This is a genomic window from Wolbachia endosymbiont (group B) of Scrobipalpa ocellatella (assembly GCF_964188425.1).
Lineage (GTDB): Bacteria > Pseudomonadota > Alphaproteobacteria > Rickettsiales > Anaplasmataceae > Wolbachia.
The window spans coordinates 1,362,561-1,379,026 of sequence record NZ_OZ077190.1 but is presented as its reverse complement, the minus strand read 5'-3'; the positions used below and the strand labels follow the sequence as shown (position 1 = coordinate 1,379,026).

Here is a 16,466-nt window from a genome sequence, read left to right as displayed (position 1 = left end):
ATTCCAGCACTTCTTCTCTTGTCATCCCAGTCTGGAATCCAGGAGTATAAAAATGGTGAATAAAATTTATGTTAAAAAACTGCTTGTGCTGATAATTGATTCTTAATATACTCATTACATAATAATTTAATTCGGAGGCTAATATGGATGGTAATAATGATCCAAATAAAAAAGTACCTGATTCAGGGAGAACAAGGATTTATAAAAAAGATTTAGATCCAAAGAGAATAGATAATTTCAGCGATAGGATTAAGCGTGAACAAGAGCGAATGAAACAAAATCAATCCAGTAGTAGTAAGAGTGGTCAGAGCAGCAGTATGGGTGGCAAGTAATTATGTTGATTAATTAGAGAGGTGGCGTTATGCCTAATAAAAGTGAAATAAATCGAGAATTAGTAAAAGCATTTAATAGTATTCTTCGTTTCAGTAATGCTGTTGTTACTAATTTTACTGTAAAGAACGATCATATTGTTATCTCGTTTGATAATAATATGACTATTGATCAGTGCAAGGGGTACTTGAAAAGTATGAGAGAAAAAGTAGTAAAAAGATTTTGTCCGGATGAAAGTATTCTTGATGATAATTTTTATACAAAGTTTTTTCCTTTTAACTTTGATCAAGGAAAATCGACTGTAGGTAATAAATTTTTGGTGCCAATGAGAAAAGAGGTGGTTTCTAATCTAAAGTTTTTGCTAGCTAATGAACTTGCGCGATTTACAACAGATCTTATTAAAGAGCAAGAAAAAGAAGACAAAAAATCGGAACTAGGTTGTGAGGATCTATCAGATGATATAGAGGAGGAGATAGAAAATCATGTAGATTATAATATAATTGATGAAGTCTTTGATAAGGGATCTTATCTATATGGTGCGGAGTGTGTTGATAGAAATTTGCAACGTTCTTTTGTAGATTTGCTCTCATCGAGGATAAAAGGTTATGAAAATGGTCCTAAAAAAACTAAGGATTTTTTAGAAGAGAAAGGAAATTATGTATATCTAAAGAAAAGCATTTTTGATAATCCTAAGCTCATTAAAGACATAGCAAAGCATGAATTATCCTTTCATTGTCGTGATTTGGAAGTTTCAAGTACCGAGGATGAAATGAATGACACTCTGAAGTTCGCAGTTGTTGATTTTATTTGTAAGGCACTACCGCACCTACCAATTGATTCTATGTGGCATACTTCTCACAAAGAAAGTAAAGATGAGTTTTCAATTTTAGCTCCTGTTATTGATTGTGGTAATTACATAGAGTTTTTAAATGAAAAAGAAGTTGATCATATTAATAATAAGGTGTTTGGTGGTACAAAAGTATTGCGTGATGTAAAAGATGATATTGCAGAAAGAGGTCTTCCAACATATGGTGCCGAACAAATATATGCAATAGACTTTCGTAACCCAGACATTGCTTACTGTGTGATGGATAAGATCATGGAGAGCTCTTTAATCAGCGAAGATAAAGATAAAGTTAAATATAAGCTATCCATTGATCCTGCGCGTGTGCAAGCTATGAAACCACAAACTCTTGAAGAAAAAGTAGGGACGGATGGACCAAGTGCAGATAGTGGTTTTGCTGGTTCACCTAAGAATTCAGTTATAGGTAAATCACATAATGGAAACACAAGCAAATTCCTTAGGCCTGACTACTATGGTGAAGGTAAAGGTGGGGATGATGCTTCGGCTAAAGATAGTGGCTTTGGCCCTTCTTCAGCACGATCTTCTTTTAATAAGCCCGAAACAACATTTAACCAACCTTCTATATCACAGCCTGACCAATGTTCTGCAAAAAAGCAGACATCAACTAGTAAAAAATCATCTTGCTGTATTTATAGCTAAAGGAAATTAGGCTATTCAAAGATGAATTGTGAATGAAAGGTTATTTGCCAAGGTAGAGCTGCCTTGGCCTACAAATCTTGGTTTCTTTATCGTTTACCATTTCATACCACTGGGCAACCCAACCAGTGGTTCTTGCAAGTGCAAAAATGGGTGTAAACATACTTGAAGGGATACCGATAGCATTCATTATTATACCTGAATAAAAATCAACATTTGGATACAACTTACGTGTAATAAAATACTCATCCTTTAAAGCTATTTCTTCAAGTTTTTTTGCAATTTCAAGTAATTCATTGTTTTGCTCTAGTTTGCTTAAAATCTCATGACAAGCATCCTTTAATATAAGCGCGCGCGGATCATAGTTTTTATAAACACGATGTCCAAATCCCATTAGCTTAAATGGATCTTTATCATCTTTAGCTTTCTCAATGAATCTATCTACATCTCCACTTTGCTCTATCTCTTTTAGCATATTTATAACTGCCTCATTAGCTCCACCGTGTGCTGGACCCCAAAGTGTAGCAACTCCTGCAGACAGGCTTGCAAATAGATTAGAACCAGCTGACCCTACCAATCTGACAGCTGCTGTAGAAGCATTCTGTTCATGATCAGCATGGAGAGTAAATATTTTATCCAGAGCTTTTACAAAAAGGGTATTATTAACAGCACTGCCAAATATCATATTTAAGAAATTCTCACTATAACTTAATTTATTATTAGCATTTGTGAATTCCTGATTGTTGATATGTCTATAAATCATTGCAACAATTGCAGGAACTTGTGCTATTGCAGAAATTCCAAAATCTAAATCTTCACCATTGACATTGTTGCCATGTGTTTCATGGTAAGATGCTGACAAATTTGCAAAACATGCAACTAAAATCGACATAGGGTGAGCAGTTTTTGGAAATGCTTTGATTACATTTGTAACTTGCTCTGATACTTTGGATGATTCTTGTATTTTGAGAAGAAATTTTTTGTGTTGCTCTGAACTGGGTAGTTCACCATAGAGCAATAAATAAATCACAGCAGTAAAACTATTATTCTCTGCCAAATCAGCTATATCATGTCCCCTATACTTAAGAACTCCTTCATCTCCATCAATGAATGTAATTGTGGAAGAGCATGAAGCTGTGGAAACAAACCCCGGATCATAAGTGAATAATCCTGTCGTCTTATATAAATCCTTAATATTTAACACGTCAGGACCTACTGTTCCACTTAATACGGGCAGATCAATTTTTGACCCATTACTTAGTTCCAATAATGCTTTTTTATCCATCACTTGAGCTACTTAATTTTATACAGAATATACAAACTGAAAAGTATATATTAATACAGTTAACTTTACATTAACCGTATTAAGCGGTCATCAATGCTTTTACTTTTGCATTTAAGCGACTTATTTTACGTGCAGCAGTATTCCTATGAATGACACCTTTATTTACACATTTGTGTAAATTGGATTCAGCATTCCGAAATGCCAAGACAACATTCTCTTTGTCACCAGACTTGATTATATCAACTAATCTTCTAATAGCAGTACGAGTTTTGCTTTTTCGCATCTTATTTACTAAAGTACGCTTTGCTATTACCTTCATCATTTTTTTAGCACTCTTATGATTTGCCATATATTAATACCTGTACTTTTCTTTTAATTATAAAGTTTTTTTGTTAATTTGCAATATCAGTTTTTTCTGCAATTAATCTACTACTTCTTTCTTCAATGATTTTTTCTAAACTTTGCAAGAATTCATTTTTGTTTAACCCAGGATATATGGGAGGTAATATTTCTATTACCGCCTTTCCGGGATTCTTTCTCAGAGAAAGTATGCTTTTTGGCCAAAACAAACCAGTGTTTAAAGCAATCGGTAACACAGGAACAGATAATACGCTATATAAAGCAGCAATACCCGATTGATATTTTATATTTTGGTTTATAGTCGTTCTTGTGCCTTCAGGAAATATTATTATGCTTCTATTTTCTTTTATATGCATTTTTGCTAGTTTAATTATATGGCGTATAGAACTGATACCATCTGAACGGTTAATAAAAATCATTTTCAGCGCTATAAGATGTAAACCAATGAATGGAATCCATTTCAATTCACGTTTTAAAATAAAAACTGCTTTTCTAAAGAGTAGTATAAAAATAAATGTTTCAAATGGAGATTGGTGTTTAGATGCAATTATAAAAGGTTGCTTAGGAATGTTTTCCATTCCCCTCACTTCATATTTAGTGCCACATAATAAACGCAACATGAATAATACAACTCTCACCGAGCAAACAAGGAAAATGGTTATTACACACTCAGGAAAGAAAATTACAGGGAGAGTAATTAAAGTATAGAATACTTCCCATAATATAAGGAGTAAATTAAACAATAAACTTGCAATCACAAACACACGTAAACTTATTTGAATTTAACTTTACTACAAAACTAAAAGCAATAAGTTTAATTATTGATCATCTGAGTAATAGGATGAGAATCAGCTAATTTGTCCTTTAACTTTTCATTAGCAATATGAGTATATATTTGTGTTGTAGAAAGATTAGTATGGCCAAGAATTTTTTGTATCAGCACAATATTTGCTCCGCTATTCAGTAGATGGGTAGCAAGAGAATGCCTAATCACATGTGGAGAGATTTTATTTTCATCAATATCGCACTTTCTTGCTAATTCCTTTATTAATTGACCAACTCTTTGCCTTGTAATGGGTTTATTAGGTTTATCACCTGGGAATAGCCAATCAGATTTTTTGTTGTTAGGAAGCAGATTGTCACGAATTGATAAATAATTTTTAAGACTTTGCAATGCTTGCTCATTAAAAAGGATTTGCCTTTCTCTGCTACTTTTTCCCTTTATTATTATATAGCCTTCTTTACCATTACCGTTTACTAAATGTAATACTTCACATAACTTCATATTAATTAGTTCAGAAACACGCATCCCGGAAGAGTAAAGAATATCTAAAATTGCACATAGCCTTTTACTGCTTATCTCTTTATTCGATCCGCTTGCTGATTTTTTTACTGTTTCCATGAGCAAAAATATTTCTTGAACACTTAAATACTTAGGCAAAGGACGGGAAACCTTTGGATTTCTTAATTCATTATCATTAGCCGGTGCTGGATTAAAATCTATTATTCCATCATTAAATAGGCACTTATAGAAATTTTTGATAGCAGATATTTTTCTTGATATAGAACTAGTTTTATATTTCTTTTGTGTACGTAAAAAGTTTACATAATCTTTAATATTAGCTTTACTTGCACCAACTAAGGTAGTGCCTCCTTCTAATAAAAATTTTTCAAGTTGGTGTAAATCTGAACGATAACTTTCCAAAGTATTTTGTGTAGAGGATTTTTCAGAAACCAAAGCATCTATGTAATACGTGATGTAAAGATTCTCTTTTTTATTTTGTGGTTGTTTATTTTTCATTATCAGCTCCTATATTTATTTCTTTGACTATAATTTGATTGAAAGTATTTTTTGTGTTTTTTATAAGAAAATATGAGATAAACAAAGCATTTATCAATAAAGTAAGTACTACAAACCTTTGTTTTAACCTTTTTTTTAAATTTGATCTTATTTTTACCATATTTCAATTATCACATTGAGTCTATAAAAAACATCCTGTAAAGTAAGTTTTACTATCGTATAAAATTTCCCTTAGCTATGTCTGTTTATTCTTATTATATCATAGTATTTATTATAATTTTAACATAAAGAAATAGTGATTTCAACTTCATTATTGTATGGGTATTAATAAATTTTTAATATATGTAATAAATACCTTACAAAAAAAGGAATCAATTGGCACTTTTTTTTAATAAAGTGTTAATAAAAGGAATGGTTACATTTGATCCTATAGATTCATTATCTATTTTTTCTATAACTTTATTAATGCTGTGGAAAGAACGTTCTATTCTTGCTAGAATATAATCAATTACCTTTAGATCAATTTTTAACTGTTTATCTGAAAATTGTTTTATTAGCATAATTCTTAATAATTCTTCGCTTGCAGGTAAAATTTTTACGCTGATAGTTGATAATATTCGCGAGCTTAAATCTTTTAGTTTGAAGTTAAGCTTTTTCGGTAAAATCGAAGAAGTAATTAGCAGTCTCTTATCATTTTCTTTCATGTAATTATAACAATGTAACAACATTTCCTCATCTTTAATGTTTTGTACATCTTCTAAAATAAACGCATCGCTGTACCTCATTTCGCTTACAAAATTATTTACATCAATGAAAATAGCATCGTTTTTTGATTGCCAGATATGAGCAAGGTGAGTTTTCCCAGAGCTGTTAGGTCCAAAAAGAATCAGGCATTTCCAAGATAAATCATTAACTATTGAGTTATATACGTGCTTATTTTCATCTAAGGTGATATAATTTTGCCAACAATAATCAACTTGATTATTGTTAAATAAATTTAATTGCACGTAAAGCCTCTTACATTACTACTTTTTGATAATAATTTTTGCATAAAAATTTACTTGGTCAGGTAAGGAAGCAGTATTACTACTACCCCCTCCCTTAGAAACGCAGCATGCAGGTTTCCCCACACTACGCTTGAGCCCCTTATCTAAGTTCTTCTTTTCTAGAACCGGCTTGTCCTTCATGATTCCTCAGGAAACATCATTCTTAATGGTGACACCAACAGTAGAGAACCTTCTCTTGAAAAGGAGCTTGCTAACATTCTTGTTCGTTTCACTCTCTCATCAAAATACTTTTTCCATTTTAAGTCAAGGGGATTTGCATCCGCTCTGATTTTAACATGTCGTCTGATAGGTATATCAATCAGCTTAAGCAGTCTTAAATACCGTATCTCTTTTGGTTTGTTCTTGCATATGGGTGCAGCAAAAACCCATTGGCGTTGACCCATTACTTTGAAGTAACGATTCTTTATCCAACGTAATCCTTTACGAGGATGTCTTTTCTTTGCCCATTTCCATAAACTATGCCAAATTTCATTGTCGATCTTTCTAAACGCTTTTTTAGCACACACATGGTGATAGTAATTTCCCCATCCTCTCAGTAGAGAGTTGAGTGACTTAATTACTATAGCCTGAGTGTTCGCTATATTTGCTTTTATCAATGTACGTGCTTTATTAAGAAGTCTTTTAATACTTTCTTTCGAAGGTTTAATAATTAACTTCTTATTATATCTACGTACATTACAACCAAGAAAGTCAAACCCTGTTGTAATAGATGTAATCTTTGTCTTCTCTTCTGACAGAATTAAACCTCGCTCATGAAGAAAAGATGATACTAAAGGCTTAACTTCCTTTTCCAGTACTTCATGTGTGAAACCTGAAATAATAAAGTCGTCTGCGTACCTGATTACATTCACTCCACTTCTGATTTTTCCTCTTCTTTTGCTACCTAATTTACCAAAGCGACTTTCTAATAACTGTTCAAGACCATCTAAGGTAAAGTTAGCTAGTATTGGAGAAATTATACTTCCTTGCGGAGTGCCAGCAGTTGTGGGATACAGAGTTTTCGATTCTAGGAAACCAGCTTTTAACCATCTATGAAGAATTTTCTTTTCCATAGGAATATGCTTCATAAGCCATTCATGGTTAATGTTGTCAAAGCACCCTTTGATATCACCTTCTAGTATCCATTGTGGTCGATTGCGTCTTGCCAGTAATAAGTGACAAGCAGCAATAGCATCCGCGCAGGATCTTTTAGGTCTAAAGCCATAGGAGTGACGATCACTGATCGTTTCAGCTATCGGTTCCAGAGCAAACAGATATAATGCTTGCATCGCTCTATCTTTTATCGTGGGTATACCGAGAGGCCTTCTTTTGCCATTAGATTTACTGATATAAATTCGTTTGAGCGGAGAAGGTTTATATCCTCTTTGTTTTAACAGCTTTATTCCTTGAAATTTAGCATTGCAAGTTGACCATAGTTGACGATCTACACCTGCTGTGGTTTTTCCTTGGTTTTCAGTTACTCTCTTAACAGCCAAAGCTTTTCCGCTAAAAGAGCGTGTGAGAAGATGTTGTAAAGCTTTTACCTTACCCCATCTTCCTTCTTGGACAGCCTTAACAATACGTCTTTGTAGCCTCACAATAACTTTCTGGCATTTCTTCCATGGCAATTGCTTCCATGCTTCAAAGCTTTCGGTAGATGAACTTACAGGTTTACTTGTAATCATCTGCTTTCCTACCTTAAGTGGTTAACAAAGTTTCTTGTCACGAGGGACCAAATGGAAGTCTGCTCGTTTTCACGCGAATTAATGTTACAAATTCTATCCATTTCGTTACAAAATGGCATTCGCTTTCTCCATTCTCCTTTACCTGCACTTCCATCAGCATTCCTTGCGGTTTGCTTGCCATGTAGGCGAAAATACAGGCTTACCCTGTTTCTCCAGTCATACAACAGTGGGTTAGGTGGCTTCTCTATACCGGTGGAGTTATTATTTGCGTACATCTAGAAATGAAAAATGTAACTTATCCACATTACCTTTTGGTCAGAGCTTATCAGCATCTTTAGCTCTTTCATCGTATCGGTACTTATAAAGCTTCACTTACGTTCACCATACCACTAGCCTAGCCCTCCAACCACATGATGCTTGCAGTTTATGCCCCTCTCACGATTGAGCATCTTCTTTTTCAAGAGGAGGTTCATTGTCCGCATCGCTTGGCACCAACCGGTTGCCCGATTCGCACTGATGCGTAGACTCAGACGGCAAAACATCTGGTTTAATAAGTTTTAGAATCCTTTCAGTTTCTTTCTGAATGAATTCCTCTCCTTTTAAACAATATGACCGAAGACTTTCAGGTCGCACCATCTCTCAAATGTATCAGAGATCCTTTTTTTATCGTGAACTAATTAGCCATTTTTATAAAGCTCACTTTCAAAATATTTATTGACTGCATATTCTACTAATACACTGAACATTGCTATTATTGGAATAAAAAATAATATACCTATAAACCCAAAATATGAGGTGCATATGACAACTCCTAAAATAATGATAGTTGGATGTATATGAACTTTTTTTCCTATTAATAAAGGCACTAATATGCTTGAGTCTATTAATTGACCAACACTAAATAATAGCAAGACAGCAGTACTTTCAAACCATCCACTAAATTGAGTAATGGCGCTCAAAAATCCGATAATAGTGTATAATAATGGCCCTATATAGGGTATAAATGTTAATGTTCCTGATAAAATTCCAATAGCTACAGAATGCTTCAGCCCAATTATGCTAAGGCCCACGGAGTAAAAGATCATCATGACTATACATACGTTTAACTGTCCCTTTAGGTAATTAGATATAATGAAATCTACTTTAGAAAAATAACCTGCAGCTTTTTCTCTGTAAAGAATGGGAATTAGTTTATTAGCCTTTTCTACAATTGCAGGCCAATCACGTAATACATAAAAAAACACCACAAGCGTAATAGCTATTAATGATACCATGTAAATCAAATTAAAGCTTGAATTTAGCACTTGAATTATAAGATTACTGCCCATGCTAAGAGCATTTATAAAATAAGATATATAATCACTGTAATTTTCTACTAGATTTTTAGACAAATGATCAAATAAACTATCTTCAGTTTTTATATTAAGAAATTCTAGCACAGAAGGAATCACTTTAAGCTTTAATGAAGGTATCTTATTTACTAAGAAATTTAATATTAAAGTAATTTGAAAATATATAATAGGTAAAACAAATGTAATAACTAATATAAAAGCTATCAATAAGGCAAGTGTTATAAAAACTACAGAACATGAACGCGGTATTCTATATTTTTCAAACTTGGTTACTAGCGGGTTAAATAGATGTGCAACAAAAACAGATATTAGACACGGAACAATCATAGGACGCATCAAAAATAATGCCCCTATTATGAAAAGCAGTACACAACAAATAGTTATATGACGTTTTTGCATGTGTTTAGAATAGTTAATTTACCGAAAAATATAAAGTTTTTTGTAAGTACTACCTATTCATTATTTTATTAGGCATGAGATCAGCCAAATTTTCACTCAATTGCCAACTAGATAAAACTCCGTTATGCGGGTTATCTGTAAAGCCTCTCAGATTAACGATCTTAATCGAATTTCTATTTAACAATAGATCATCTACTGCCTTTGCCAATTGTGCAGGATATGGTATTAAGGTGTCTCTTTCATGATTAATGACTACTATTGGTATATTATCATTTTGTAGCTTTTGTATATTGCTTACTATATCAAAATCTAAATTTAGGACCTTAAGCATCTTTTTCAATAAGCATGAGGGCAGTACACTTAAAATTTTTGCTTGAGGAATTGGAAAATGCTTTATTGCATTATGAAAAGAGCTGAAAGTGCTAGTAAAAATAACGCCTCCAAGTTTAATATTTTTGTCTGTAAAATATTTTAATACTTCTGATGCAACTGCTCCCCCAAAAGAATGGCCGAAAAGTATTATATTTTCCGATTTCACACCCTTCTCCATTAATTCATTGATTTTTTCTATTGAAGACTTAGATAAGCTTTGATTCTTATTTATAAATGGAATCATGAGTGGTGGTACAGATAAAAAGGTACAAGTTAAAGCTGCTAAGATGGCTAAACTTGCTGTACTAGATGTCATTGGATTAGTAAGTAATATTAAAGTTGGTAATAGTATTGATGTTCCTAAAAACAAGAAACTAGCTATTGCGTAAGTTATATAGTTTTGAAATGCAATTGGGTATTTATGTGCATGAGTGTGAAAATTAGACCTATGGAGATATGTAGATCTATCTTGTATATACCTGGCCGCATTCTTATAATTATCACCTATTCCATGAAAAAATATAAGATGTATCTCATTTTCTTTATTATACTTAGCAACGTGTATTATTTTCCTCTAGCATATATTACACCTAGTAAAAGAATATTCTTTTTTGAGAATTGGATCAACTTTTTTAAAATGCTAGATAACTTGTATTAACACCGAAAATGGTAAGCATGTACACTAACAGACTTGAGGAATACAAGATAGCAGCATTAATAGTTGCAGCAGGAGTAGGCAGTAGATGCAATGCCAAAATCCCTAAACAGTATATAAAATTGGCAGGTAAGTCTGTTTTATTTCACACAATTAGGAAATTCTTAGCTAATCAGTACATAAGTTACATAAGAGTGGTAGTGAATGAAAGTCAAAAAGATTTCTATAAAGAAGTTACGTCATCAACTATAGATACTAAATTGCTGAGTCCAGTATGTGGAGGAAAAAGCAGGCAGAGTTCAGTTAAACTTGGACTGGAGAGTTTGCAAAAGATCAATCCAGATTTTGTTATTATACATGACGCTTGTAGGCCTTTTGTATCAAATATTCTAATAAACAACTTGATTGAATCTATGATTAATGGTCAATATACAGGAGTAGTTCCAGCAATAGAAGTCGAGGATACTATATCGTTGGTGAGTAATAATTTCATTGAATCTACGATTTCAAGAGAAAAACTTAGAGCCATGCAAACTCCTCAAATTTTTAATTTCAGAGAATTATTATCGTGCCATCAATCAGTCAAAGAATTTACTGATGATTCATCACTAATGGTAGAGCATAAAAAACATGTTGCGATTATTGAAGGTGAGAAAAAGAATTTTAAGTTAACTACAAAAGAGGATATCAATATGGCAAAACTTCTCTTTGGAGAGCCAAAATTCCGTGTCGGAACCAGTTATGATATACATAAATTTGTTAAAATTCAAAATGATGCTAAGAGCTTTATAAAAATTTGCGGTGTGGAAATTGAGCATAATATGGCAATAGAGGCACATTCCGATGGTGATGTTGCAATACATGCAATCGTTGATGCAATACTCGGAGCACTAGGATGTGGCGATATAGGAGAACATTTTCCTCCTAATTCCTCTAAATGGAAGGATTGCAATTCATCTCATTTTCTTGACTTTGCTGCTAAAAAAGCACAGGAAAAAGGATATAGCGTGTCTAATTTAGATATTACTATAGTTTGTGAAGAGCCTAAAATATCGCCTTACAAAGCAGGAATGAAGGAATTCATATCAAAAATATTAGAAATTAATGGTGAATTCGTAAATATCAAAGCAACCACAGCGGAAAAATTAGGTTCTATTGGAAGAAATGAGGGAATAGCAACGTATGCTTCTGTGCTATTGCGTGCAAATTTTTATTGAAGGTAGAAACGAAATAACTTACTTGACAAACTCCACCATTTCACTTCCATTGCAAGGAAAGTGGGAAGGTTTGTCAAGAAATTTCTATCAGCTACTTTCGACATTAATAGCTGATTCAAGTCTTCTATTCAAAATTTTCAATATAAAATCCAATTCATTTGAGTTGTTATAACGTATCATGACTTTACCCTTAGAATTACTGTCATTAATTTTGATCTTTAAACCAAGCTGAGAAGATATAGCTCCTTCTAATACTGCCATATCTTGATTTTTAGTACACTTATGCTCTTTTCGGTCGTTATTTTGTTGTAAGTCTTTTATCAATTTTTCAGTTCGCCTAACGCTCAGGCCCTGAGAAACTATTCTTTCTGCAATACTTTCCGCATTTTCAACATTAATCAATGCTCTTGCATGACCCATAGACAATTTTTTCTCGTTGATCATTGTTTTTACTCCATTAGGGAGTGACAGCATTCGTATCATATTGGTTATGTGACTGCGGCTTTTACCTAAAGTTAAGGCTAATTCTTCGTGTGTATAGGAGAATTCATCTATTAGTTTTCTGTACGCCTCACCTTCTTCTATTGGATTAATATCTTGCCTCTGTATGTTTTCAATTATCGATACTTCTAAGCATTCCTTGTCATTTAAATCTTTTATGATAACCGGCACACTATCAAGATTTATGACCTTACTTGCTCGCCAACGACGTTCCCCTGCTACTATTTCATAACCTTCATTACTTGGATCTTTGCGCACCACAACAGGTTGTATTATACCATTTTTCTCTATCGAACCTGCAAGTTCTTTTAATGACTCCTCATCAAAATATTTTCTCGGCTGAAATTTGCTCGGGTGTAGTAATGAAATAGGTAACCGATCTTCTTTATTACCATAATTATCGCCTATGAGGCCAGCAAGACCTCTACCTAAGCGCCTATTGTCCTTCACGCTGCACCCTCACTTATCAGCTTTTTCTCTTTACAGATGCTCATGTGTTTCTTTAAAATTTCTTTTGCCAAACTTATATATGCTTGTGCACCAGGACACTTAAGATCATATACAATAGCAGGTTTTCCATGAGAAGGCGCTTCTGATAACCGTACATTACGTGGAATAATGGTCTCATACAAGGGGATAATAGTTTTATATACTTTATCATTTAAATATTGGCAAATATCATTTTTAATCTGCTCACTAAGTTTGTTGCGTCTGTCATACATTGTGAGCAATATTCCTTCTATTAACAGGAAAGGGTTTAGGTTATTTCTTTTTATCAGCTCTACAGTCTTAACTAAATGGCTCAATCCTTCCAGAGCGAAAAATTCACACTGAAGAGGAACAATAATCGAGTCAGCAGCGGTCAGAGCATTGATAGTAAGCAGACCAAGTGATGGAGGACAATCGATAATTATGTACTCATAATTATTACGTACTTTCTCTAGCGTATCTTTTAGTACGAATTTTCCCTGCTCAAGTTGTGATAGCTCAATTTCTGCAGCTGATAAGTCAACCACTGATGAAATCAGCGATAGATTTGGAATTTCCTTTATATTGAAAATTGCCGATTCCACCAATTCACTTTCGCTGCTCAGCAGTATTTTATATATATTTTTTTCTTCCCTGCTACGATAAGAAATCCCAAGTCCTGTACTAGCATTTCCTTGAGGGTCAAGATCTACCAGTAAAGTACTTTTTCCCACAGCAGCAAAGGCTGTTGATAAATTTATACTAGTTGTAGTTTTACCAACTCCACCCTTTTGATTTACTATTGCAATGATCTTGCTCACGCCTTTTATCTTATGTATAAAATAACTCTATTGTATATATGCAAGAAATTTTTGCATTAGAAAAATTTTTTTGTTGCCAATCATGCTCAAAGTAAACTGCCTTTTTTTGTCTTGTGTAACACACTTTGAACCTTATTTCCTAACTCATTCAGAGTAAATGGTTTGGGTAAAAAATGGAAGTCTTCTATATTGATTTCATCGCTCTTTAAAAAAGCATCCTCTGTATACCCAGAAATAAAAATAACTTTGATGTTTGGCCTATGTATCAATGTTTCTTTAACTATTTCTGGACCACTCACCTCTGGCATGATTACATCAGTGATTATTAGATCTATGTGTTGATTTTTTTTTCTAATGATCTCTAGTGCCTCGCTGCCTATACTCGCTTCTATTACATTAAATCCTTTTCTTGTAAGAGCCTTAGCAGTAAATTCCCTTACTGAATCTTCATCTTCAATTAATAAAATTATACCATTACCTTTAATCTCTACCGGTTTCTCTATTTCTTTACTATCTTCCTCTTTATCATTTTCATCCGATATGTAAACTATGGGCAAAAATATGCTAAATTTAGTTCCATGATTCACTTTGCTAGCAACATAGATGTATCCTTCGGTTTGTTTAATAATGCCATATACAGTAGAGAGGCCAAGACCTGTACCAGAAGTAATATCTTTGGTAGAAAAAAATGGATCAAATGCCTTTTCAATTATATCACTCGTCATTCCACATCCAGTATCAATCACTTCAATCACAACATAATTCCCATGTTCAATCGTTTCCTTATCTGGAGAAAACATATCCTGAGGTGTAGAATTTAATGAATCAACCTTTTGATTAAAGGTTCGTATAGTTAACTCTCCCCCCTTTTCCATAGCAGCACCAGCATTAACTGCTAAGTTAAGCATAACTTGCTCTAATTGTCCTTGGTCAGCCCTAACAGCACCCAAATCGCTACCATAATAAATATTAAATTTTATATTTTCACCTATTAATCTTTTGATCATTTCATAAAGATTAGCTATCGTACCATTTACATTAATAATCTTTGGCTGCAAAGTCTGTCTTCTTGAAAAAGCAAGCAGTTGTCTTACTAAATTTGACCCACGTTTTGCATTTTGCTGTATCTGTATTATATCTCCAAAAGATGGATCGCTAGCTGAGTGCTGGAGTAAAAGCAAATCACAAAATCCTATTATTCCGGTTAATATATTATTGAAATCATGTGCAATACCACCTGCTAATTGCCCTATAGCTTGCACCTTTTGATAATGCTCAAGTTTTATCTCTAGTTTTTTACGTTCAGTATTATCAATAAAATAACAAAGTATGAACATCACTTTATTATGAAGAAACTTATTAAAATATATTTTCATGTTATTACCGCCATTGAGCTGCACATCAAAGGACGCATTATTTATCCTATTACTTGAAAAATATTCACGCACTTTCATATGATAACCATCTGATATCAATGCAAAGATAGAATCATTACTTGACCCCGCAAGTTTTACTAATGCTATATTTTTCTTTATAAAATTGCCATTTATATCGCATTGTGCAATAGCAATTGACGAATTTGTAAAACAAGGGTGTAGTTGATAATCAACAATATTTGATTCAGTTGGTGTTATAAAGCCGTGTATATAGCTATGATTGTATTTATCACAAAATATAGCAGTACTCATATAAGCCTTAAATGGAGCACCGCTTATAGTAAAAAACATAATTTCATTTTTGGTTATTGTATCGTCATACTTAGATTGAGATATAAAATCATTGATTGAGCTACCTTTTTCCAATTTTTTTAGTTCAAACATGTCTAAAAATCTTTTATTTACAGATAAGATACCTCCTTTTGTATTTGCAACGTAAGTTGCTATATTGTGTTTCTCTATCAACTCTTCATATACCTGCTCTTTGTTTACCTGTGTTGCCTTCAGTACAAAATACCCATTCGGTCTTGCTATTGGGGCTAATGATAAATTTAAAGTCTTATTACTATTTATAGCAATTTGTGGATTATCCGGTATTGGTTCAGAGAGCAAAAGAAAGTTAGATATTCTACTCTTCTTGCTTAAGGAAATGCATACTTTTACAGAAGTGTTATTTCTTAACGCATGATAGAGTGATTTTCTGTCTTTTTCTGACACATCTCCTGCTTCAAGAATTTTATCTAGCGTAACATCATCGTTTATGTGATCTTTGAACCTTTCGTAGAACCTCGCATCAGCATAAATAATACCCTCATCTTTATGTAAAATGAGACAAAACTCTGTATTATGATTCAGCGCATTTGCAAATATTGCATTTTGAAACTCTATGATATTAAGTAGATACTTGTAACGTTTTATATTATATACCACAAAGAGAGTCATTAGAATGCTAATTAATAAATTAATCTCTATATTAACATGCTGACTATATACATTAGAAAAATAGAGTACTGATATTGCTATTGGAGGTAAGAACATAATAACTGCCATCACAATAATTGACATCCCATAATTTCTTAGTATGAAGTCAACTCTGTTCTCTTTTTTGTTATCTATGTATCTTTTACTCATTATTATTGCTTGGCATCCTTGCACATATAAAAATATTCTACTATATTGATTTAATTATTATAGATTTATTAACATCCTTGATGAGTAGTTACTATCCCAATCTAAT

17 protein-coding genes are annotated in these 16,466 nt (G+C 33.0%); 4 read left to right on the top strand and 13 right to left on the bottom strand.

Features of this window, described 5'->3' with window-relative positions; genetic code table 11:
* Window positions 1-143 precede the first annotated feature (143 nt).
* Both AB3210_RS06590 and AB3210_RS06585 read left to right on the top strand, forming a co-directional pair.
* Complete coding sequence (locus AB3210_RS06590; RefSeq protein WP_264336132.1) at window positions 144-332, top strand: hypothetical protein; 189 nt, start codon at window positions 144-146, stop codon at window positions 330-332.
* 29 nt (window positions 333-361) lie between these two features.
* Window positions 362-1,834, top strand: a complete 1,473-nt coding sequence (locus AB3210_RS06585; RefSeq protein WP_265013670.1) for a hypothetical protein — start codon at window positions 362-364, stop codon at window positions 1,832-1,834.
* A gap of 40 nt (window positions 1,835-1,874) precedes the next feature.
* Here AB3210_RS06585 and AB3210_RS06580 read toward each other — a convergent pair whose 3' ends face one another.
* The 10 genes from AB3210_RS06580 to AB3210_RS06535 all read right to left on the bottom strand — a co-directional run bounded on the left by AB3210_RS06580 (window position 1,875) and on the right by AB3210_RS06535 (window position 10,375).
* Window positions 1,875-3,116, bottom strand: coding sequence for a citrate synthase (locus tag AB3210_RS06580; RefSeq protein ID WP_007302370.1), 1,242 nt, complete (start codon window positions 3,114-3,116; stop codon window positions 1,875-1,877).
* Window positions 3,117-3,195: 79 nt separating this feature from the next.
* Complete coding sequence (gene rpsT, locus AB3210_RS06575; RefSeq protein WP_007302369.1) at window positions 3,196-3,465, bottom strand: 30S ribosomal protein S20; 270 nt, start codon at window positions 3,463-3,465, stop codon at window positions 3,196-3,198.
* A gap of 43 nt (window positions 3,466-3,508) precedes the next feature.
* A complete protein-coding gene (locus AB3210_RS06570) occupies window positions 3,509-4,234 on the bottom strand; it encodes a lysophospholipid acyltransferase family protein (protein WP_052265025.1) in 726 nt (241 codons plus the stop codon).
* Window positions 4,235-4,290: 56 nt separating this feature from the next.
* A complete protein-coding gene (locus AB3210_RS06565) occupies window positions 4,291-5,277 on the bottom strand; it encodes a site-specific tyrosine recombinase (RefSeq protein ID WP_007302367.1) in 987 nt (328 codons plus the stop codon).
* Between the two features lie 371 nt (window positions 5,278-5,648).
* A complete protein-coding gene (locus AB3210_RS06560) occupies window positions 5,649-6,284 on the bottom strand; it encodes a DnaA ATPase domain-containing protein (RefSeq protein ID WP_007302365.1) in 636 nt (211 codons plus the stop codon).
* 18 nt (window positions 6,285-6,302) lie between these two features.
* A complete protein-coding gene (locus AB3210_RS06555; protein WP_012481963.1) occupies window positions 6,303-6,464 on the bottom strand; it encodes a hypothetical protein in 162 nt (53 codons plus the stop codon).
* Window positions 6,461-8,008, bottom strand: coding sequence for a group II intron reverse transcriptase/maturase (gene ltrA, locus AB3210_RS06550; protein ID WP_096097167.1), 1,548 nt, complete (start codon window positions 8,006-8,008; stop codon window positions 6,461-6,463). Before ltrA ends, AB3210_RS06555 begins: the two co-directional genes overlap by 4 nt.
* Window positions 8,009-8,443: 435 nt before the next feature.
* The gene (locus tag AB3210_RS06545; RefSeq protein WP_230609272.1) at window positions 8,444-8,641 is read right to left on the bottom strand and encodes a hypothetical protein; all 198 of its coding nucleotides are present in this window, start codon (window positions 8,639-8,641) and stop codon (window positions 8,444-8,446) included.
* Window positions 8,642-8,685: 44 nt separating this feature from the next.
* The gene (locus AB3210_RS06540; protein ID WP_026097254.1) at window positions 8,686-9,759 is read right to left on the bottom strand and encodes an AI-2E family transporter; all 1,074 of its coding nucleotides are present in this window, start codon (window positions 9,757-9,759) and stop codon (window positions 8,686-8,688) included.
* 49 nt (window positions 9,760-9,808) lie between these two features.
* Window positions 9,809-10,375, bottom strand: coding sequence for an alpha/beta hydrolase (locus tag AB3210_RS06535; RefSeq protein ID WP_052264976.1), 567 nt, complete (start codon window positions 10,373-10,375; stop codon window positions 9,809-9,811).
* On the opposite strand from AB3210_RS06535, the gene AB3210_RS06530 reads away from it, so the two are divergent.
* Complete coding sequence (locus AB3210_RS06530) at window positions 10,374-10,520, top strand: hypothetical protein (RefSeq protein ID WP_019236829.1); 147 nt, start codon at window positions 10,374-10,376, stop codon at window positions 10,518-10,520. The two genes, AB3210_RS06535 and AB3210_RS06530, sit on opposite strands and share 2 nt — an antisense overlap.
* Before the next feature lie 277 nt (window positions 10,521-10,797).
* Window positions 10,798-12,003, top strand: coding sequence for a 2-C-methyl-D-erythritol 4-phosphate cytidylyltransferase (ispD, locus tag AB3210_RS06525; RefSeq protein ID WP_052264975.1), 1,206 nt, complete (start codon window positions 10,798-10,800; stop codon window positions 12,001-12,003).
* Window positions 12,004-12,090: 87 nt separating this feature from the next.
* Here the strand turns inward: ispD and AB3210_RS06520 are convergent, their stop codons facing one another.
* From AB3210_RS06520 to AB3210_RS06510, 3 genes are all read right to left on the bottom strand, one after another.
* Window positions 12,091-12,954 carry a ParB/RepB/Spo0J family partition protein gene (locus AB3210_RS06520; protein WP_052264974.1) on the bottom strand — a complete coding sequence of 288 codons (864 nt, stop codon included), beginning with the start codon at window positions 12,952-12,954 and terminating at the stop codon, window positions 12,091-12,093.
* Window positions 12,951-13,793, bottom strand: coding sequence for a ParA family protein (locus tag AB3210_RS06515; RefSeq protein WP_006014513.1), 843 nt, complete (start codon window positions 13,791-13,793; stop codon window positions 12,951-12,953). The genes AB3210_RS06520 and AB3210_RS06515 overlap by 4 nt, the downstream gene beginning before the upstream one ends.
* Window positions 13,794-13,879: 86 nt before the next feature.
* On the bottom strand, window positions 13,880-16,360 hold the full coding sequence (locus AB3210_RS06510) for a response regulator (protein WP_007302355.1): 2,481 nt from the start codon (window positions 16,358-16,360) through the stop codon (window positions 13,880-13,882).
* Window positions 16,361-16,466: the final 106 nt, after the last annotated feature.

Bases quoted from the DNA above. Each gene is read 5' to 3' on its own strand.
- AB3210_RS06590 (WP_264336132.1), top strand. From the start codon at position 144: ATGGATGGTAATAATGATCCAAATAAAAAAGTACCTGATTCAGGGAGA.
- AB3210_RS06585 (WP_265013670.1), top strand. From the start codon at position 362: ATGCCTAATAAAAGTGAAATAAATCGAGAATTAGTAAAAGCATTTAAT.
- AB3210_RS06580 (WP_007302370.1), bottom strand. From the start codon at position 3,116: ATGGATAAAAAAGCATTATTGGAACTAAGTAATGGGTCAAAAATTGAT.
- rpsT (WP_007302369.1), bottom strand. From the start codon at position 3,465: ATGGCAAATCATAAGAGTGCTAAAAAAATGATGAAGGTAATAGCAAAG.
- AB3210_RS06565 (WP_007302367.1), bottom strand. From the start codon at position 5,277: ATGAAAAATAAACAACCACAAAATAAAAAAGAGAATCTTTACATCACG.
- AB3210_RS06555 (WP_012481963.1), bottom strand. From the start codon at position 6,464: ATGAAGGACAAGCCGGTTCTAGAAAAGAAGAACTTAGATAAGGGGCTC.
- ltrA (WP_096097167.1), bottom strand. From the start codon at position 8,008: ATGATTACAAGTAAACCTGTAAGTTCATCTACCGAAAGCTTTGAAGCA.
- AB3210_RS06540 (WP_026097254.1), bottom strand. From the start codon at position 9,759: ATGCAAAAACGTCATATAACTATTTGTTGTGTACTGCTTTTCATAATA.
- AB3210_RS06530 (WP_019236829.1), top strand. From the start codon at position 10,374: ATGAGTGGTGGTACAGATAAAAAGGTACAAGTTAAAGCTGCTAAGATG.
- AB3210_RS06535 (WP_052264976.1), bottom strand. From the start codon at position 10,375: ATGATTCCATTTATAAATAAGAATCAAAGCTTATCTAAGTCTTCAATA.
- ispD (WP_052264975.1), top strand. From the start codon at position 10,798: ATGGTAAGCATGTACACTAACAGACTTGAGGAATACAAGATAGCAGCA.
- AB3210_RS06510 (WP_007302355.1), bottom strand. From the start codon at position 16,360: ATGAGTAAAAGATACATAGATAACAAAAAAGAGAACAGAGTTGACTTC.